The organism is Bacillus sp. JJ1532 (assembly GCF_036965085.1).
GTDB lineage: Bacteria > Bacillota > Bacilli > Bacillales > Cytobacillaceae > Cytobacillus.
In genome coordinates, this window is sequence record NZ_JBALOW010000022.1 from 26,188 (window position 1) to 45,202 (window position 19,015).

The window sequence follows — 19,015 nt, forward strand, 5'->3', positions numbered from 1 at the left end:
GTATTCCTCCATTCGTTGCAAAAGGAGAGATCGGTCCCCTATCGCAAATATATTTTAAGCCCAAGACAGCATTAGATTAACGGTTATTTCAATTATTCTTTCAGGCCTTTTTCCATTGCCTTCCATGCTAGTGTTGCACACTTAATTCGCGCTGGGAATTTGGCAACACCCTGCAAAGCTTCGATATCTCCGAGGTCTAAATCAACATCATACTCTTTTCCCTGCATAATATGTGAGAAAACCTCTGAAAGCTTCAATGCATCATCAATGTTAAGGCCTTTTATTGCTTGAGTCATCATGGAAGCAGAAGACATGGAAATCGAGCAGCCTTCCCCTTCAAATTTCGCATCCACTACTTTTCCCTCATCAAGCTTTAACGTCAATTGAATACGGTCCCCGCATGTCGGGTTATTCATATTAATCGTTAAGCTATCATCTTCTAGGACCCCTCTATTACGGGGATTTTTGTAATGGTCCATGATTACTTGTCTGTATAGAGTATCTAAATTATTAGAAGACATCGCTGAAATACTCCTTTGTTTTGACAAGCCCTTTAACAAGCTTATCAATCTCTTCTTCTGTATTGTACAGATAGAAGCTTGCTCGCGCTGTCGCCGAAGCTTTCAGCCATTTCATTAGCGGCTGTGCACAATGATGGCCAGCACGGACAGCAATTCCTTCAGCATCCAATACAGTTGCAACGTCATGAGGGTGAACATCATCAAGGTTAAAAGTAACTACACCCGTACGTTTTGATGCATCTTTCGGTCCGTAAATCGTGATGCCTTCAACCTGTGACATTTTTTCCAGTGCATAAGCAGCAAGCTTATGCTCATGAGCCTCAATATGTTCTAAACCAATCTCTTGTAGGAAATCAATAGCTGCCCCTAGTCCAATTGCTCCAGCAATAATTGGCGTGCCACCTTCAAACTTCCAAGGGAGCTCTTTCCAAGAAGATTCGTATAATCCGACAAAATCAATCATTTCCCCGCCGAATTCAATCGGTTCCATACTCTCAAGAAACTGCTTTTTGCCATAAAGAACGCCAATGCCTGTCGGGCCGCACATTTTATGACCTGATAAAGCAAAGAAATCACAGTCTAAATCTTGGACATCCACTTTTAAATGGGGTGCACTTTGAGCGCCATCCACAACCATGACTGCTCCATTTTCATGAGCAATTTTCGCAATTTCTTTAACTGGGTTCACAACACCTAGTACATTGGAAACATGCATAATCGATACGATCTTAGTATTGCTAGTAACAAGTTCTCTCACATCATCGAGAGAAATCGTTTCATCCTCCTGAAGAGGTATATACTTCAGAACGGCACCCGTATGTTTCGCAACTTGCTGCCAAGGAATGATATTACTATGATGCTCCATATATGAGATAACAATTTCATCGCCCTCTTTAAGGTTTGCTCTCGCGTAACTTGAAGCAACTAAGTTAAGGGCTGTTGTTGTTCCTCTAGTAAAAATAATTTCTTCCGTTGATTTCGCATTGATAAATTTTCGTACCTTTTCTCTAGCACCTTCATAGCCGTCAGTCGCTCTCGTTCCAAGCGTATGAACGCCTCTGTGCACATTTGAGTTATATTCACGATAATATTTATCTACCGCTTCAATGACTTGAACAGGCTTTTGTGATGTTGCGGCACTGTCCAGATAAACAAGCGGGTTCCCATTGACTTCCTGATGTAAAATTGGAAATTGTTTGCGAATATCCTGGATATTCATTATCTTACTTTCCTTTCAATAACTTCCACAAGCTGCTTGCTAACTCCTTCAATCGGAAGTGCATTTACGACCGGTGCAAGGAATCCATGAATAACAAGTCGCTCTGCTTCAGTCTTTGGAATTCCGCGGCTCATTAAATAATAGAGTTGAAGCGGATCTACACGTCCAACAGATGCTGCGTGCCCTGCTGTTACATCATCTTCATCAATTAATAGAATTGGGTTCGCATCTCCACGTGCCTTTTCATTTAGCATTAAAACGCGAGATTCTTGTACCGCATTAGATTTAGATGCGCCGTGCTCGATTTTTCCAATACCGTTAAAGATAGATGTAGCAGAATCCTTCATCACACCGTGCTTCAAGATAAAGCCTTCTGTATTTTTACCAAAATGAACAATACTTGTTGTAAAGTTTTGAGTTTGATCTCCACGTCCAACTACAACTGTTTTCGTATCACCGAATGAGCCATCGCCCATTAAGTTTGTTACATTTTCATAGATCGTGTTGCTGTCATTCATTAATCCAAGAGCCCACTCAATACGAGCATCTCTGCCTGCAACACCACGGCGGTTTACATATCCAGTTAGTCCTTTAGCAAGTGTATCAACCGCACCATATTGAACTTTGGCACCAGCCTTAGCTAGAACCTCCGTTACTATATTAAATACCCCGCTAGCAGCTTCCATAGTGGATACATAGTTTTCAACATAAGTAACAGAACTATTATCCTCAGCAACAACAATCACGTGATTGAAAAGAGTTGCCTTATCATTATCGTGAACAAAGACTGCCTGAATTGGTTCAGCAACCTCGACATTTTTTGGCACGTATAGGAAGACTCCGCCATTTACTAAGGCTGCATGCAAGGCAGTTAATTTATGCTCATCTGCTTTTACGCCCTCAGTCATAAAATACTTTTGGAGTAAATCACTATGTTCTCTCGCTGCTGTAAAAATGTCAGTAAAGATAACACCCTTATCCTGCAGGTCTTTTGAAACAGAAATATATGTTGGTCTATTGTTACGCTGAATATATAAATTTTGTTCTGCAGCCTCGAGCTTTATTAATGTTTTCACATCTTCTGGAAGCTCATTTAAAGAAGTATAGTCTTCACTGCCTACAATATGCTGCTCGAACTGTGTTAAGTTCCAGTTTTTTATACTCGTTTTATCAGGTTTTGGCATTGGCAGATTTTCAGAGTTTTCAAGGGCTTTCAAGCGAAACTCTGTTAGCCATGCTGGTTCACCCATATCTTTTGAAAAGGAACTTACGTATTCCTTATCAAATAATTTTGTTTCTGTCGACATAATGGATCCTCCTAACAATTACGCTTCTTGGCCAACCGTTTCATCTTCAATACCTAGCTCTTTCTTAATCCAGTCATATCCTTCTGCCTCAAGACGCTGTGCTAGCTCAGGACCGCCTGATTTTACAATGCGTCCTTGCATCATAACATGTACATGGTCAGGAGTGATGTAGTTTAGAAGACGTTGGTAGTGTGTAATAATTAAGCAACCGAAACTTTCTCCACGCATTTGATTGATACCATTAGAAACAACTTTTAAGGCGTCAATATCAAGACCTGAATCGATTTCATCCAGAATAGCGAATTTTGGCTCAAGCATCATAAGTTGTAGAATTTCATTACGCTTCTTCTCTCCGCCAGAGAATCCTTCATTTAAATAACGCTGTGCCATATCCGGATCCATTTCAAGGAATTCCATTTGGCTGTCCATTTTGCGGATGAACTTCATTAAAGAAATTTCATTTCCTTCCTCTTGACGGCTATTAATAGCTGAACGTAAAAAGTCTGCATTAGTAACACCACTAATTTCACTAGGGTATTGCATAGCTAAGAATAGGCCTGCACGCGCACGCTCATCCACTTCCATCTCAAGAACATCTTCGTCATCTAAAGTAACGCTTCCTTTTGTTACTTCATATTTTGGATGACCCATAATTGCAGAGGAAAGTGTAGATTTTCCTGTTCCGTTAGGTCCCATGATGGCATGGATTTCTCCACCCTTAATTTCAAGATTTACACCTTTTAATATTTCTTTGCCTTCAATTTCAACATGAAGATCATTAATTGTTAATTTAGAACCCGCCATTACGATACCTCCATCAATAAAAGAAGATTTTATCTTACGGCAAAGCGCCGCAACCCTCTATTCTCATTTTATTCTCATTACAATCTTATAACAAATGAAAAGTATTAGCAACTCTTTCAATAAGTTAACACTTCGTACGTGTTGTAAACCTATTACCATTTTTCATGGTGAAAGAATTACTTTTTTAGATACCATTTTTTAATGTTACCCTTATCCATTATGTTCATGTATAAATGAAATTGCCATGCTTTTTTTCACTTTTGCAAAAAAAAAAGAGGATTAGTATAAAATACTGAATCCCCTTTTCTTCATTAATATATGTTTGATTTTAAGAATGAATCTTTCTTTCAAAACCTGCGAGCATGCGCTGGCTCTTTACATATTCTTCTTGACGCTTTTTTTCAACCTTCAGTCTTACATCGTGTTTTTGGCTATACAATGCATATCCGACACCATGGGCTCCACGCATTGCTCTCTCCATACCGCTCGTATAATTTAAGTGTAGCTGGTTAATAAAAACCAATCCTTTCAACATAGCGATTTAAATTCATATAGAGATTTTACATCCACGACTTTTCATTGACAATGTCGAAATAAAACGATTTTTTTTGCGGAGAACTTAAAATTCGCCATTAAAACGCTTACATTCATATCATGCTCAAAATATCAATTTTTTTTATGATCATAAGCGCCAAAAAAGCAGACAACTTTGTGTCTGCTTTTTGATGTTTATTATTGAACTGAAGTTACGGCACCTTGGTATTTCTCTTGAATAAAGTCTTGGATTTCTTTTGACTTAAGAACTTCCACTAATGCCTTAATTTCTTCACGGTCTTTGTCCTCAGAACGAACAACAACTAAGTTTGCAGGAACAACATCACTGCCCTCAAATGCTATTCCATCTTCTTTAATATTTACATCGCCTTCTAGTGCATAGTTCGTATTGATTACGACCGCATCCCCTTCTCCGCTTTCAAACGAAGTAGCTAATAATTTCGCTTCAATTAATGTAGAGAAATCTAGGTTCTTTGGATTTTCAACAATGTCTTCAACTCTTGCTGAAGCTCCGACTCCTTCTTTCAGTTTAATAACGCCTTCTCTTTCAAAAATTGGTAAAATACGTCCGTGGTCACTAAATGAATCACTCATAATAATTTTGGCACCGTCTGGAAGATCTTTCAAACTTTTATATTTCTTCGAATAAACACCAATTGGTTCTTTATGAATTTCCCCAACGCTTACAAAGTCATAATCTTTATTTTGTTCCATTTCAAGTTCAAGATACCCAGGAGTTTGGAAGTAATTCGCATCAAGTTCTTTATCTCTTAATGTTACATTCGGCAAAATATAATCAGTAAAAACTTTAATTTCTAAATCAATGCCCTTTTCAGCTAATAAAGGTTTTGCTTCTTCAAGAATTTCTGCATGTGGAACCGCTGAAGCACCAACCACTAATTTTTTATTCCCACCTTCACTAGTAGGCTCTTCTTTTTTACCGCCGCAAGCAGCTAAAGCGACAGAAAGTAATGCAATTACTAAAAAACTTAATACTTTTTTCATTTTTTTCTCTCCTTAATTATCGTTTGTCTGTTTTCTTTGTAAAATAATCACCAACGAATTGGATGATAAATACTACTATTAGAATGGCTATGGTTGCAACTAATGTAACAACTGAATTATTGCGCTGAAAACCTTCAAGATAAGCGAAATGTCCTAAACCACCTGCACCAATGACCCCTGCCATTGCAGTAAAACCTACTAATGAAATAGCAGTAACTGTGATACCTGATATTAATGCCGGTAAAGATTCAGGGATTAGTATTTTGAAAATAATTTGGCTGTGGCTAGCCCCCATCGATTGCGATGCTTCAATGACACCTTTATCGATTTCTCTTAATGCAATTTCAACCATCCTTGCGTAAAAAGGAGCAGCTCCTATTATTAGTGCAGGCAATGCTGCGTTTGCGCCAAGTATAGTTCCAAGTAATAATTTTGTAAAAGGGATAAGTAAGACAATTAAGATAATAAAGGGAATAGATCTAAAAATATTCACTATAGCAGCAATGATCGTGTTGAAAAATTTATTTTCCCACATATTACCTTTATCTGTCAAAAATAAGAGCAATCCAAGTGACAATCCTATTATAAATGTTGCAAGTACTGAAATAGTTGTCATATAAATGGTTTCTTGGGTTGCAATTATTAATTTTTCCCATTTAATCATCTCAATGAAATCAGCCATTTGCAATCACCTCCACACCCACTTGCTGCAAGCCAATAAACTCAATTGCACTTGCAACCTCTGACTCAGTACCTTCCAAATGAATAAAAAGGGTACCATATGAGCCATTTTGTGTATGTGAAATTTTCCCTTGCAAAATATTCACAGTTATATCGTATTTTCGAATTAATTCAGTGATTAAAGGCTGTCCTGTAGAATCTCCTACAAAGGTTAACTGAACTACTTGACCTTCAGGATATTTCTCAAGAAGATGTTCAATCGTCTCTTGTGTTTCCTCCGGTTCCGTTACTTGCTGGAGAAAACGCTTTGTAATTGGCTCCTGCGGATTTTTAAATACTTCTAAAACTGGACCAATTTCGACTATTTTTCCGCTTTCCATCACTGCAACTCGATGGCAAATCTTGCGAATAACATGCATTTCATGTGTAATCAGGACAATCGTTAATCCCAATCGCTCATTAATATCTACTAATAATTCAAGAATCGAATCTGTCGTTTCTGGATCAAGTGCAGATGTGGCTTCATCACATAACAACACTTTCGGATTGTTTGCCAGTGCTCTAGCAATACCGACACGCTGTTTTTGCCCTCCGCTCAGTTGAGAGGGATAGGCATTCTCTCTTCCTTCCAGCCCAACAAGCTTAATGAGTTCATCCACTCGTTTTAATCTTTCCTCTTTTGCTACACCAGCAATTTCAAGTGGAAATGCAATATTTTGTCTAACTGTTCTAGACCAAAGCAGGTTGAAATGTTGGAAAATCATGCTGATATCCTGTCTTGCTTTTCTTAAACTCTTGCCTTTTATATGTGAAACTTCATTATTAGCTACGACAACGTTCCCGCTTGATGGAATTTCAAGTCCATTTAGCATTCGAATTAATGTACTTTTTCCAGCCCCGCTATAGCCAATGACACCAAAGATTTCTCCTTCGTTGACTTCTAAATTCACGTTGTCTACTGCAGTGACTTGGCCTTGTTTAGAAGGAAATATCTTTTGGACATTTTTGATTGAGATCATAACTGCTCACCCTCTCTAAATCCCATTTACAATATCATAATAGATGAATATAGAGAAATAACAAGAAAATGCCTTTCTGTTATGAGCAGAAAGGCATTACGACTTTATCCTTCCCCTCATCTTCCAAAGCAAGTTTGCTTTGTGTGAATTGGCACCATTTCATAAAATGACGGTTGCCGGGTTTCATCGGGCACATCCCTCCACCTCTCTTGATAAGAGCATTACATCTATATTCAATTAAATTTTAATCTAATTTAGCTAATCAATAATTATGATTGATATCGTATCATGGTATAAAGAGGGAGTCAACGGTAAAATATTGGAATTATATATCTTTTTACTTATGTTTAGTGCCTTAAATAATTATGCTTTTGCAGTTAGCGAGGCAATGCCTGTTGCTGCCTCAATTGCTTGCTCTAAATCTTCAATAAGGTCCTCAACATTTTCAATTCCGATAGATAGGCGGACTAGATCCTCAGGAACACCTGCAGCCTTCAGCCCTTCTGTGTCAAGCTGCTGATGCGTTGTACTTGCCGGGTGAATAACTAAGCTTTTCGCATCGCCAACGTTTGCAACATGTGCCCATAGCTCAAGAGTATTAATGAAAGCCGCTCCAGCTTCTCTTCCGCCTTCGATACCAAATACGACTACAGAACCTGCACCCTTTGGCAAATACTTATCCACTAATGCTTTATCCGGATGATTGTCACTTCCAGGATACAGGACCCAATTAATTGCTGGATGAGCTTCTAAATATTCTACCACTTTCTTCGTATTAGCAATATGCTCCTTCATCCGCACATGAAGTGTTTCAAGTCCAAGTGTAAATTGGAAGGCATTTTGCGGGCTTAATGCAGGACCAAGGTCTCTAAGAAGTTGAACTCTAGCTTTAATAATATAGGCAACGGCACCTAATGCCTCACTATACACAAGGTTATTATAGCTTGGGTCTGGCTGAGTGAATCCAGGGAATTTAGGAGAATTCCAATCGAACTTTCCACCGTCTACAATGATTCCTCCAGTTGTTGTTCCATTTCCCAGCAGCCATTTTGTAGCGGAGTGGACGACAATATCCGCTCCAAATTCTATCGGCCTGCATAAATATGGAGTCGCGAATGTATTGTCAATAATAAGTGGAACCCCATTCTCGTGTGCGATTTCCGCTACCTTTTCAATATCTAACACCTTTAAGCTTGGATTTCCAATCGTTTCAGCAAAGACAGCCTTTGTTTTTTCAGTAATAGCTTTTCGGAAGTTTTCAGGATCCTCAGGGTCGACAAATTTTACTTTAATGCCGTATTTAGGCAGTGTCACAGCAAACAGATTATAAGTTCCCCCATAAAGGTTCGAGGCTGAAACAATCTCATCCCCAGCTTCAGCAATATTCAAAATGGCTAGTGTAATGGCGGCCATTCCGCTAGCCACCGCTAGGGCACCAACTCCCCCTTCTAACAAGGCAACCCTTTCTTCAAAAACTGTAGTAGTTGGGTTGTGAATACGAGTATAAATATACCCAGTTTCCTTCAAGCCAAATAAATTAGCTGCATGTTCTGTGTTTTTAAATTGATAAGCATTGTTTTGGTAAATTGGCACAGCTCTTGCCCCTGTTACAGGATCCGGCTGAAGGCCCCCATGTACACCTAATGTCTCAAATCGATAGTTCTTTTGTTTTTCTGACATTTTTCATCTCTCCCTTTTTCATGTGCAAATGTTTGATTTACTAATTCTTTTACTTATAAAAGAAGAGTCGAAAAAACCCTCTTCATAAGAAGAGGGTTGATATCATCTCTTCTTATCTATCAGAGCAATTGCTCTGCTGGAATTGGCACCGCGTAAATACCGGTTGCCGGGCTTCGTAGGGCCAGTCCCTCCACCTCTCTTGATAAGAATATTTAATTGTTATACCTAAGTTATTATAGCGATACTATCATATTGATTTTAGGCAGTCAAGGTATATTTTAGAAATTTCTGATTTAATAATTATTTTTTAGATAAAAAGAAAAGAGATTCTAACAGCAATATTTTACGGAAGGTTGAGTCGACTGATACCTTCTTCCACCTTATTGCCTCTCTTAATTTTTCACTTCCTGTTAAAATGGCATGAATGCTTTCTTTAGATCCTGATATGATGGCATCAAATTGTTGTTTCTGAATATCTGGATAAATGGAAATATGGCCATCCAAAAATTTTAACGGAACCTCTATATCCCCGGCTTTGATACAAATTAATAAGGAGGAATCGGCTAATAATTTCTGTAAATGCGATTTACTCTTAACCTCTTCAATAAATGAAGCAGCCATCTTTTCCATTTCCATCACCTCTAAAAACGAACATATTATTTTTTCTTCTGTATCTACATTCAACAAAAGCAACGACATCCCTCTTATTTCTGTTCGACAGAATAAAAGCAAAAAAAGACAATGCCTCGACTACTTTCAGCATTGTCTTTCATTTCCCGAGAAATATATCTTTTATTTGCATGTATTAAACTGCATTGACGGTGGATATCGCTTTTTTTGTCTTATTATGGTTCTTAAATACTAGATAAAAATAAATCGATCCTACTAGATATAACGAAGCAGTAATAGAAAAAACAAGCGCATATCCCCAATAGGACCCATACTTTATCACAATCCCTGTAGATACAGGGCCCATTGTTGCCCACCCTAAATTAAATACCATTTGGTTTACAGAATTCGCTAAACCTTTATAAGAGTCACCTACTTTAGACATCATGAGCGACATTTGAATGGGGTTTCCCGCATTCATCAGCGCCTGTCTAAATAAAAATCCGAGTGCGGCTAGTAATAAATTTTCCGTGTAAGCTGTGAGAAGGAGAAATGGCAGTGACATGAGTTGAAGAATGACTACAGCCTTCACCTCCCCTACCTTTCGAACAACAATTGGTCCAATGATCATAGCAACCGCTGTTGCAGCCTGACCCATTGAAATAATGAAACCGATTGCTGTGTTGGAAGCAGAAAAACGATCTGCAAAATATAGATTGAGATAGGGAATCACTAATCCAGCACCAATTCCGATGAGAAGCTGGGCAATTGCAAAAAGCCCTATCATTTTAAAGCCATCACTTTTATAAAATTTCTTCTTATATATTGTTTGCTTCTCTTGAAATTTTGCATTTGAAGAACTAGTTTCCTTAAATCGTGTAACTGGAAGTACACCTATAAGAAAGAAAATACCCCCAATTATTAGTGTAATTCGAATACTAATCAATGATGTTGTAAAAAATGAAAATAAATCTGTTAAGATTCCGCCGCTTAAATTTCCGATAACATTAGCTCCTGTCATAACCGCGAAATGCATACTAAATAAATGGACCCGCTGTTCAGGCTTAGAGTTCTCAGCAAGCCAAGGGATAAGCGAAACTTGAAGAAATGCAGACGTTATTCCCGTTAAAAAGGCAAACAAAAGCAGAAGTGATTGGATTTCAATGACACCTCGAAATAACAGCACAATGCCAGTCCCAGTTGCTCCAAAGAGTATAGCTTTTTTTCTCCCCATCCGGTCACTCATAATGCCCGCAGGAACAAGAATTAGAGCCGTGGCCAATGCAGTCATGGAGATAATCTGACCATTCAATCTTTCAGTAAAGCCTAACTCCCGAATGTAAAAATTGTAAATAACCATAAATATTCCAAAACCAATCTGCGTATAGACATTTGCCCAGATGGCCTGCCTAATATTATGATTATATCCTTTAATCTGGCTTGCCCATTCTCTATAAAATGTCATGTAGTTTCTCCTTGAAAAAATATTTCGTATCCCTAAATATAATACATAAATATGGAAGCACTTGTAAATATATAATCAGTGAATGTTTAGAAAATAAAACCAAAATAAAAATACCAGGCAAAATGACCTGGCATTTTAAAGAACACTCTTTATTCTATCTAATAAATAGGGAACGGAATGAAAAGCGTACAGTTTATCCTGAATATGTCCATCTTTAATCATGATGAGGCAAGGCACACTTTCTACCTCTAACTGCTCAGCGAATTCAGACATATAGTTTAAATCGGCTTTCCCAATTAGCTGATCAGGCAGCAGTTGTTCTATAACTGTTAACATTTTACTGGCTAGCTGACACGTACCGCATAAAGGAGTATACAGATATACCAAACCTGATTTGTGATTCTTGATAAGCTTTTCAAATTCCTCCCGTGACCATTCCTGCAATGATTCTCATCCTTTATCCAAAAACTCTGTGTATACATCTATATTAGCCGATAATAACACGGTAGCAAGATGATGTTCCGGAGCCGTAGCAACCTCGCGATACATACGATCGATATAAAGGTGCTCAGCCTCTGGAAATTCTCTTTTAAATTGTTTCCGAAGCTTTTCCCCAGCTGCATCTGCATCAACCAATATAAAAACATCTTTATCATATAGCATATCAATCAATTCATCCAGTTTTGTGACACCTATCGTTCCGTTCGTGCAAATAATCTCAACTGGCTCACTTACGATCGCCTGTACCTTTCTTTTATCCGTTGTACCCTCTACAATAATTACTTTTTCTGTAACCGCCTCATCCATTATAATCACCTGAACTGAGTTGTAGTTTTCCCCTAAAAAATCTCCTTGAAAGGAAGTTATATATATACCATACCATATTCAATATTCTTGACTATGGTGTTGGACTCCTGCTTATTATATTTATTATTAGTTTGGCACATGTCTTTATGCTTTTTATACTTAAAGGGACTATTATTTATTAAGCAGAAAAAAGAGGCTTCCATTACGGAAACCCCTTTCATCTCTCTGCAAACAGACCTATGTAAAATGTCCAAATGCAAGATCTAATTATTCATTAATCTTCTTTTACCATTGCTTCATATTGTTCAGCTGTCATTAATTTATCAAGATTTGTATCTGATAACTCAACAACGATCATCCATGCTTTTTCGTATGGAGATTCATTAACGAACTCAGGATTATCGCTTAAATCTTCATTAACTGCGACAACCTTTCCGCTTACTGGTGAATAAAGCTCAGATACTGTTTTTACAGACTCAACGCTTCCGAAAGGCTCGTCCGCAGTTACTTCGTCTCCCACTTCTGGAAGCTCAACGAATACAATGTCTCCTAGCTCAGATTGAGCAAAGTCAGTGATTCCAATACGTACTTGCTCGCCTTCTGTTTTTACCCACTCATGCTCTTCTGAATAACGTAATTCATTTGGTGTGTTCATTCTAAACCCTCCATTATTCTTTCATAATTGATCGTGTAATCGATCTCTTCCTTCATCATGTCAAAAAGAACGATGTTTTTCAATCCTTTTTTAATACAAGCCAAGATTTTTCGTAATCCTCTTCCTTAAAGCCTACAGTTACCTTCTGGCCATCTGTAAGGATTGGACGCTTAATCAGCATTCCATCAGTAGCCAGCAAATCAAGCAATTCGTCATCAGACGAAGATTTGACCTTATCCTTTAAACCGAGTTCACGGTATTTCATGCCGCTCGTGTTAAAGAATTTCTTTAAGTCCAACCCGCTTTTTTTATAAAGGTCCTCTAACTCGCTGCGGGAAGGCGGATTATCAGCAATATGTACAGCTTCATAGGCCAATTGGTGATCATCTAACCACTTTTTAGCTTTTCGGCAAGTACCGCATTTCGGGTACCAATAAAATGTCATAGCCATTTTTTCACCACCAAAATTATCATTCCAATATTTTCACATATTAAATCAAATAGTACCATAATTTTTTATGTAATCATAACTTTGGCTACCAAATGGATAATTCGACAATATTCCCTATAATCCTTCTTTATTAGAAAATTATTTTTTTGGATGATTGTTTCCAACAACAATAGGGTCTGACACAATTGCCAGAAGCAACAGTGCCAGACCCTTATTATTTTATTTTTCTATAAAACAAAACGCTCTGCTTCAATTATTTTTTCAGCTGCTTCACGTTTCTTCGCGATTACATTAATTGGTGTGTGACGGGTGAATTTACGCAGAGCTGAAATCATCATTCTTAAAGCATCACCAGTTTCCACAGCCACAAGGGTTTCTTTTGCATCCTGTTCAATTTTATTAAAAGCTTCCTGACAGAAGATTTGTGTATAAAGAAGCTTTTGCTTACTCTTCTCTAAACCTGCTTTTTCAATGGCTTTCTCGGTACGAAGAACAGCTGATTCCATCGCATATGCATTTGAAATTATGTCTGCAATATTCACTAATACCTCTTGCTCTTTTTCTAAAGCCTTGCCGTATTTTTGGGCTGCTAATCCTGCAGCAAGCAAGCCAATTTTCTTTGCATTTTTCACTAAATATTTCTCCTGAGCTAAAGGCTCTTCACCAGGATCTTCAGGCATCATCATCATAAGTTCCTCTTGTAAAGCCATCGCTTTTTCGAATAATGGCAGCTCACCCTTGAACGCTTTACGGATATAGGTACCTGGAACTAATAGACGGTTAATTTCATTTGTTCCTTCAAAAATTCGATTAATTCGGGAATCGCGATACGCTCTTTCAATTTCGTATTCAGCCATGAATCCATAGCCGCCATGAATTTGAACACCTTCATCCACAACGTAATCAAGGACCTCTGTAGAGAAGAATTTATTTAGTGAGCATTCAATGGCATATTCGGCAATGGATTTCGCTACTTCCTTGCCATCCTTAACCTCTTCTTCTGATAGCTTGCTCATGCGATCCTCAAACAACCCAACTGTACGATAAACAGAGCTTTCTGCAGCATAAATCTTTGAAGCCATTGTTCCGAACTTTTCCTTTGTCAAATTAAATTGAGAGATTGGCGTTTTGAACTGCTGGCGCTGATTTGCATACTGTACAGTAATTTCAAATGCCCGTTTTGAACCTCCTACAGCCCCAACCCCTAATTTATAACGGCCGATGTTTAAGATGTTAAATGCGATAATATGGCCTCTGCCTAGCTCTCCTAGCAGGTTTTCCTTCGGCACAAGTGCATCTTCTAGAATTAATGTACGAGTCGATGAGCTCTTAATTCCCATTTTCTTTTCTTCCGGACCAACAGATACCCCTGGGAACTCTCTTTCTACGATAAAAGCTGAGAAATGCTCTCCGTCCACTTTTGCGTAAACAACAAATACGTCTGCAAATGCAGAATTCGTAATCCATTGCTTTTCACCATTTAGAACATAATGAGTGCCTTCCGCATTAAGCTTAGCCGTTGTTCTTGCACCTAGTGCATCTGAACCTGAGCCTGGCTCAGTTAAAGCATAAGCTGCCAACTTATCACCAGTAGCTAAATCTGGCAAGTATTGCTTCTTCTGCTCCTCCGTTCCGAAAAGAACGATAGGAAGGGATCCAATTCCTACATGTGCCCCGTGGGAGATAGAGAAACCGCCTGCACGCGCCATTTTTTCAGCGATGAGCGCCGAGCTTACTTTATCTAATGCCAAACCGCCGTATTCTTCAGGAACATCAGCACCTAGAAGTCCAAGCTCTCCCGCTTGCTTTAATAATTTGACTGTACGATCAAATTCGTGATTCTCTAAATACTCTACTTCTGGAAGAACTTCATTTATGACGAATTCCTCAGTCGTTTTCGCAATCATTTTATGCTCATCTGTATAATCCTCTGGAGTAAACACACGATCAGAGGAAAGATCCTCGATTAAAAAACTTCCACCTTTAATTAGGTTATCTGTTTGATTAGACATCTTTATTTCCTCCATTCAATTTTTTGGACTGTTATGTTCTATGACTATGCCCTATAGCAGTTCGAACACTCCGGCTGCGCCCATTCCTCCGCCTATGCACATGGTGACGATGCCGAATTGCTGATTGCGGCGTTTCATTTCATGAATGAGCGATAGTGTAAGTTTCGCCCCTGTGCACCCTAGCGGATGGCCTAGTGCAATGGCGCCGCCGTTCACGTTTATCTTTTCTTCGTCTAAGCCTAACTCTCGAATGATTTGGATCGATTGGGAAGCGAATGCTTCATTTAGTTCAAATAGTCCGATATCTGATAATTCAAGGCCTGCTAGCTTTAATGCTTTAGGGATAGCGACAATTGGGCCAATTCCCATAATTTCTGGCGGCACTCCGCCGACAGCGAATGATCTGAATTTGGCCATTGGCTTCAAGCCAGTTGATTCTGCTTTTTCACGGTCCATGACCATGACCGCTGCTGCTCCATCACTTGTCTGGGATGAATTCCCTGCTGTTACCGTTCCAGTAACAGAAAAAGCTGGACGAAGCTTAGCCAATGTTTCAATCGTAGAATCCGCTCTTACACCTTCATCTTGACTAAATGTAATCTTTTTTTCGATCAATTTATTGTCTTTTCCAATTGATCGTAAGGCTACGTCAACGGGAACGATTTCATCCTTAAACTTTCCTTCTTGAATGGCTTTTGCTGCTTTTTGATGGCTTCGAACGGCAAAGGCATCCTGATCTTCACGGGAAATCCCGTATTTTTTCGCAACCTCTTCAGCTGTGTGACCCATGCCCATATAATACTCAGGAGCTGATTCCGCCAATTTAATATTGGGACGAGTCACGTGACCCATCATCGGAACAAGACTCATTGACTCAGCCCCGCCAGCAATGATTGTGTCTGCGTGTCCGATCATAATTTTCTCAGCTGCGTAGGCAATGGATTGTAATCCTGATGAGCAGTAGCGATTAATAGTGATCGCCGGAACATTATATGGAAGTCCAGCCAATGCCCCAATATTTCGAGCCATGTTTAAGCCCTGCTCTGCTTCCGGCATGGCACATCCAATAATTAAGTCATCGATATTTCCCTCATAGTTTCCTGCTCGCTTTAATGTTTCCTGCACAACGAGGGCTCCTAAATCATCCGGTCTTACATTGGCGAGCGTCCCTTTCTTTGCCTTGCCAACCGGAGTGCGGGCTCCTGCAACGATAACCGCTTCTTTCATTCTATTCCCTCTCTTTCTTATCTATTGAAAAATGAACCCTATTACTCTTCCACTATATTAATTACGTAATGGCTTCCCTTTCACGAGCATATGCTGCATGCGCTGCAGCGTCTTTGGCTCAGCTAGCAGGCTTAGGAAGGCTTCTCTTTCTAAATCTAGTAAATATTGTTCATCCACTTCAGTTCCAAAAGGTACTTTTCCACCTGCAATGACATAAGCTAACTTCTTCGCAATTTTTAGATCATGCTCTGAAATATAACCAGAATAAAGCATTGTCTGTGCTCCTAAAAGTAAAGTTGCATAACCCGTTTCACCAACAACTGGCACCTTTTTGCGGATGGGCGGCTGATAGCCTCTTTCATAAAGAGCTAGTACTGCCTGCTTCGCATCATAAAGTAAATGATCACCATTCACACTAATACCATCAGCAGCATTCAAAAAATTGTTTTCGCGTGCTTCATCCCCTGATGTAGAAACCTTTGCCATAGCAATCGATTCAAATACTTTGTTTGCAACTTTTTGAAGATCAAATTCAACCCCATTAGGCAGGTTATTGAGATGCTTTAAATAAAGCTCTTTATTACCGCCTCCGCCAGGAATCAGCCCTACCCCAACTTCCACAAGCCCCATATACGTTTCGCTTGAAGCCTGAATATGCGCAGTTGGGAGACAAACTTCTGATCCGCCTCCAAGCGTCATGCCAAATGGAGCTGCAACAACTGGCTTAGAACTGTATTTAATTTTCATCATTGCCTGCTGGAAGTGACGGACGACCATGTCAAGCTCATAAATATTATCATCCTGTGCTTCCATCAGGATCATGGCAAGATTCGCACCAACGCTGAAGTTCTTGCCTTGGTTACCGATTACAAGTCCCTTGAAATTCTTTTCTACCTCATCAATGGAGTAGTTAATCATTTGGATACTGTCTAGACCAAGTGCATTGCTTTTAGAATGGAACTCTAGCAAAGCAACACCATCGCCTAGATCAATAAGACTTGCACCGCTGTTCTTTTTAATGACGCCTTTTTGTTTTTTCAATCTTTTTAAATTTATTTTCTTCGGATTTTCAACTACTGGCTTGTATTCGCCATTTTCATAGAAAAAGAGATTTCCATCCTCGGCTTCTTTATAGAATGATGCATGACCGTTATCGAGCATTTCCTTTACCCAAACCGGAACCTCTAAACCAGCCTCTTCCATTTTCTTCACGGCTTTTTCTACACCAATGGCATCCCAAATTTCAAATGGTCCTAACTCCCAGCCGAAGCCCCATTTCATTGCTTGATCAATTGCAACAACATCATCAGCAATGGTTCCTAATAATTCAGCTGAATAAAGTAGAGCCGGACTTAATATATTCCATAGTAGCTGGCCAGCACGGTCATCAGCATATATTAGCGCTTTCATTTTGTTGGCTGTGCCTTTTTCCTGCTTGCTTAATTCTGTTGCCGCTGTTTTCAGTTTCTTCCGAGGCCCATATTCAAAAGTGTTTGGATCAAGCTCTAGAATCTCTTTCCCTTGCTTGAGGAAAAACCCTTGGCCAGTCTTGCTGCCTAGCCAGCCCTTATTAAGCATCTCTTTCATAAAGTCTGGCACTGTGAAGACTTCTTTTTCCTTGTCTTCCACTTGCTCATAGACATTATTGGCTACATGGACAAATGTATCTAAACCGACAACATCAAGTGTTCTGAAGGTTGCGCTTTTTGGCCGGCCGATTAACGGTCCTGTAATGGAATCAACTTCTCCAACACTATAGCCGCCTTTGAGCATTTCCTGTAAAGTGACTAACAGCCCGTACGTCCCGATGCGGTTAGCAATAAAGTTTGGCGTATCCTTCGCTTCAACAACGCCCTTGCCCAGCTTATCTTCGCCAAATTTCTTCATAAAGCTTAATACTTTGGCATCAGTGTTTTTCGTAGGAATAACTTCTAACAACTTTAAATAGCGAGGCGGGTTAAAAAAGTGAGTCCCGAGGAAATACTTCTGAAAATCCTCAGAGCGTCCTGCTGACATCGCCTCAACGGAAATTCCAGATGTGTTTGAACTTACGATACTGCCAGGCTTTCTATAGCGATCTACCTTTTCAAAAACCTGCTTTTTAATATCGAGATTTTCAACGACAACCTCAATGACCCAATCAACATCCTTTAAACGCTCCATGTCGTCATCGAAGTTACCAGCTTCTATTAATGATAAATTCTCTTTAGACGTAAGCGGCGCGGGTTTTTGCTTTAATAGCTTTTGGCGGCCTGCTTCACTAATTCGATTTCTAACTGCCTTATCATCAAGGGTTAACCCTTTTGCTTTCTCTGTTTCATTTAATTCTCGAGGTACAATATCCAGCAATAGTGTTGGGATTCCAATATTCGCTAAGTGAGCTGCAATACCAGAGCCCATCACTCCAGAACCAAGAACTGCTGCTTTTTTGATTTGTTGGATCAAGTTTATTTCCCCCTTTTACACATTTTGAATGAACACTCATTCATTTTTATACCAAAAAAATTTCTCGTGAATGAGTCTTATTATTTATAACTATAAAATATTTAAAATATTTAATCAATATTTTTTGTACATATTGGAAAAAATATTTTTTTCGGGTAACGGTCATAAATTGACATTAGACAATCCACTATCGGCTAATTTTTGCTAGTGGAAAAGCCCATATTGGGTAATCTACTAATGGAGGTGATTAGTGAATGGCAAGAAGAAAAAAGAATCCTTCGAAGGCTGGGGTCAGTGCTGCAAGTGTAAAAGGGAATGCTGGACCAACTGTTGAAGCAGATGGCGGCGGAAAAGTGAACAGCCAGAATAATCAGTTTAAAAAGAGCTAAGTTAAACAATTCATTCGAAGAGTGTTTACCTATGGTTTCTGCTCTAGAGGATTTTTACAATAACGGGCATCTGTTGTACGGTCTGATGCCCGTTATCAACCGAAATTACATTTACTTGGCACCAGTCAGTGCATGTAGTTCCCGCTTCAGCGGATTTTTGCAAT

At 39.1% G+C, this 19,015-nt stretch carries 19 protein-coding genes and 2 riboswitches; of the genes, 1 reads left to right on the forward strand and 18 read right to left on the reverse strand.

Annotation, left to right across the window (positions count from 1 at the left end):
- Positions 1-92: 92 nt before the first annotated feature.
- The 18 genes from sufU to V7122_RS09775 form a co-directional block, all read right to left on the reverse strand.
- Entirely contained in the window at positions 93-521 is a 429-nt protein-coding gene (gene sufU, locus V7122_RS09690; RefSeq protein ID WP_335354161.1) for a Fe-S cluster assembly sulfur transfer protein SufU, read from the reverse strand.
- Positions 511-1,740, reverse strand: coding sequence for a cysteine desulfurase (locus tag V7122_RS09695; protein ID WP_335354160.1), 1,230 nt, complete (start codon positions 1,738-1,740; stop codon positions 511-513). The genes sufU and V7122_RS09695 overlap by 11 nt, the downstream gene beginning before the upstream one ends.
- On the reverse strand, positions 1,740-3,047 hold the full coding sequence (gene sufD / locus V7122_RS09700) for a Fe-S cluster assembly protein SufD (protein WP_335354159.1): 1,308 nt from the start codon (positions 3,045-3,047) through the stop codon (positions 1,740-1,742). The genes V7122_RS09695 and sufD overlap by 1 nt, the downstream gene beginning before the upstream one ends.
- 18 nt (positions 3,048-3,065) lie before the next feature.
- Positions 3,066-3,851, reverse strand: a complete 786-nt coding sequence (gene sufC / locus V7122_RS09705; RefSeq protein WP_335354158.1) for a Fe-S cluster assembly ATPase SufC — start codon at positions 3,849-3,851, stop codon at positions 3,066-3,068.
- A 328-nt stretch (positions 3,852-4,179) separates the two neighbouring features.
- Positions 4,180-4,386 carry a hypothetical protein gene (locus V7122_RS09710; protein ID WP_335354157.1) on the reverse strand — a complete coding sequence of 69 codons (207 nt, stop codon included), beginning with the start codon at positions 4,384-4,386 and terminating at the stop codon, positions 4,180-4,182.
- A 197-nt stretch (positions 4,387-4,583) separates the two neighbouring features.
- Positions 4,584-5,411 (reverse strand): MetQ/NlpA family ABC transporter substrate-binding protein, encoded by an 828-nt coding sequence (locus tag V7122_RS09715; RefSeq protein WP_335348186.1) that lies wholly within the window; start codon positions 5,409-5,411, stop codon positions 4,584-4,586.
- Between the two features lie 16 nt (positions 5,412-5,427).
- Complete coding sequence (locus tag V7122_RS09720) at positions 5,428-6,093, reverse strand: methionine ABC transporter permease (protein WP_335354156.1); 666 nt, start codon at positions 6,091-6,093, stop codon at positions 5,428-5,430.
- The gene (locus V7122_RS09725) at positions 6,086-7,111 is read right to left on the reverse strand and encodes a methionine ABC transporter ATP-binding protein (RefSeq protein ID WP_335354155.1); all 1,026 of its coding nucleotides are present in this window, start codon (positions 7,109-7,111) and stop codon (positions 6,086-6,088) included. Before V7122_RS09725 ends, V7122_RS09720 begins: the two co-directional genes overlap by 8 nt.
- Positions 7,112-7,224: 113 nt before the next feature.
- Positions 7,225-7,330: riboswitch (SAM riboswitch) on the reverse strand.
- A gap of 144 nt (positions 7,331-7,474) precedes the next feature.
- On the reverse strand, positions 7,475-8,791 hold the full coding sequence (locus tag V7122_RS09730) for an O-acetylhomoserine aminocarboxypropyltransferase/cysteine synthase family protein (RefSeq protein WP_335354154.1): 1,317 nt from the start codon (positions 8,789-8,791) through the stop codon (positions 7,475-7,477).
- 109 nt (positions 8,792-8,900) lie between these two features.
- Positions 8,901-9,000, reverse strand: a riboswitch (SAM riboswitch).
- A 91-nt stretch (positions 9,001-9,091) separates the two neighbouring features.
- Positions 9,092-9,478, reverse strand: coding sequence for a hypothetical protein (locus tag V7122_RS09735; RefSeq protein WP_335526465.1), 387 nt, complete (start codon positions 9,476-9,478; stop codon positions 9,092-9,094).
- 118 nt (positions 9,479-9,596) lie between these two features.
- The gene (locus tag V7122_RS09740; RefSeq protein ID WP_335354152.1) at positions 9,597-10,865 is read right to left on the reverse strand and encodes an MFS transporter; all 1,269 of its coding nucleotides are present in this window, start codon (positions 10,863-10,865) and stop codon (positions 9,597-9,599) included.
- A gap of 135 nt (positions 10,866-11,000) precedes the next feature.
- Positions 11,001-11,309, reverse strand: a complete 309-nt coding sequence (locus V7122_RS09745; protein ID WP_335354151.1) for a thioredoxin family protein — start codon at positions 11,307-11,309, stop codon at positions 11,001-11,003.
- Between the two features lie 6 nt (positions 11,310-11,315).
- Entirely contained in the window at positions 11,316-11,672 is a 357-nt protein-coding gene (locus tag V7122_RS09750) for a toprim domain-containing protein (RefSeq protein ID WP_315666139.1), read from the reverse strand.
- A gap of 274 nt (positions 11,673-11,946) precedes the next feature.
- A complete protein-coding gene (gene gcvH, locus V7122_RS09755) occupies positions 11,947-12,327 on the reverse strand; it encodes a glycine cleavage system protein GcvH (RefSeq protein ID WP_335354150.1) in 381 nt (126 codons plus the stop codon).
- 79 nt (positions 12,328-12,406) lie between these two features.
- Positions 12,407-12,778: an arsenate reductase family protein gene (locus tag V7122_RS09760; protein WP_335354149.1), complete on the reverse strand. Its 372-nt coding sequence runs from the start codon at positions 12,776-12,778 to the stop codon at positions 12,407-12,409.
- Between the two features lie 227 nt (positions 12,779-13,005).
- Positions 13,006-14,790, reverse strand: coding sequence for an acyl-CoA dehydrogenase family protein (locus V7122_RS09765; protein WP_335354148.1), 1,785 nt, complete (start codon positions 14,788-14,790; stop codon positions 13,006-13,008).
- A gap of 51 nt (positions 14,791-14,841) precedes the next feature.
- Positions 14,842-16,017: an acetyl-CoA C-acetyltransferase gene (locus tag V7122_RS09770; RefSeq protein WP_335354147.1), complete on the reverse strand. Its 1,176-nt coding sequence runs from the start codon at positions 16,015-16,017 to the stop codon at positions 14,842-14,844.
- Positions 16,018-16,074: 57 nt separating this feature from the next.
- Entirely contained in the window at positions 16,075-18,459 is a 2,385-nt protein-coding gene (locus V7122_RS09775; RefSeq protein WP_335354164.1) for a 3-hydroxyacyl-CoA dehydrogenase/enoyl-CoA hydratase family protein, read from the reverse strand.
- 257 nt (positions 18,460-18,716) lie between these two features.
- Between V7122_RS09775 and V7122_RS09780 the strand changes: the two genes are divergently transcribed.
- A complete protein-coding gene (locus V7122_RS09780; protein WP_082677131.1) occupies positions 18,717-18,851 on the forward strand; it encodes a YuzL family protein in 135 nt (44 codons plus the stop codon).
- Positions 18,852-19,015 lie beyond the last annotated feature (164 nt).

Bases quoted from the DNA above. Each gene is read 5' to 3' on its own strand.
- V7122_RS09710 (WP_335354157.1), bottom strand. From the start codon at position 4,386: ATGTTGAAAGGATTGGTTTTTATTAACCAGCTACACTTAAATTATACG.
- V7122_RS09740 (WP_335354152.1), bottom strand. From the start codon at position 10,865: ATGACATTTTATAGAGAATGGGCAAGCCAGATTAAAGGATATAATCAT.
- V7122_RS09780 (WP_082677131.1), top strand. From the start codon at position 18,717: ATGGCAAGAAGAAAAAAGAATCCTTCGAAGGCTGGGGTCAGTGCTGCA.
- V7122_RS09725 (WP_335354155.1), bottom strand. From the start codon at position 7,111: ATGATCTCAATCAAAAATGTCCAAAAGATATTTCCTTCTAAACAAGGC.
- V7122_RS09770 (WP_335354147.1), bottom strand. From the start codon at position 16,017: ATGAAAGAAGCGGTTATCGTTGCAGGAGCCCGCACTCCGGTTGGCAAG.
- V7122_RS09720 (WP_335354156.1), bottom strand. From the start codon at position 6,093: ATGGCTGATTTCATTGAGATGATTAAATGGGAAAAATTAATAATTGCA.
- gcvH (WP_335354150.1), bottom strand. From the start codon at position 12,327: ATGAACACACCAAATGAATTACGTTATTCAGAAGAGCATGAGTGGGTA.
- V7122_RS09750 (WP_315666139.1), bottom strand. From the start codon at position 11,672: ATGGATGAGGCGGTTACAGAAAAAGTAATTATTGTAGAGGGTACAACG.
- sufC (WP_335354158.1), bottom strand. From the start codon at position 3,851: ATGGCGGGTTCTAAATTAACAATTAATGATCTTCATGTTGAAATTGAA.
- V7122_RS09730 (WP_335354154.1), bottom strand. From the start codon at position 8,791: ATGTCAGAAAAACAAAAGAACTATCGATTTGAGACATTAGGTGTACAT.
- sufU (WP_335354161.1), bottom strand. From the start codon at position 521: ATGTCTTCTAATAATTTAGATACTCTATACAGACAAGTAATCATGGAC.
- V7122_RS09760 (WP_335354149.1), bottom strand. From the start codon at position 12,778: ATGGCTATGACATTTTATTGGTACCCGAAATGCGGTACTTGCCGAAAA.
- V7122_RS09715 (WP_335348186.1), bottom strand. From the start codon at position 5,411: ATGAAAAAAGTATTAAGTTTTTTAGTAATTGCATTACTTTCTGTCGCT.
- sufD (WP_335354159.1), bottom strand. From the start codon at position 3,047: ATGTCGACAGAAACAAAATTATTTGATAAGGAATACGTAAGTTCCTTT.
- V7122_RS09765 (WP_335354148.1), bottom strand. From the start codon at position 14,790: ATGTCTAATCAAACAGATAACCTAATTAAAGGTGGAAGTTTTTTAATC.
- V7122_RS09695 (WP_335354160.1), bottom strand. From the start codon at position 1,740: ATGAATATCCAGGATATTCGCAAACAATTTCCAATTTTACATCAGGAA.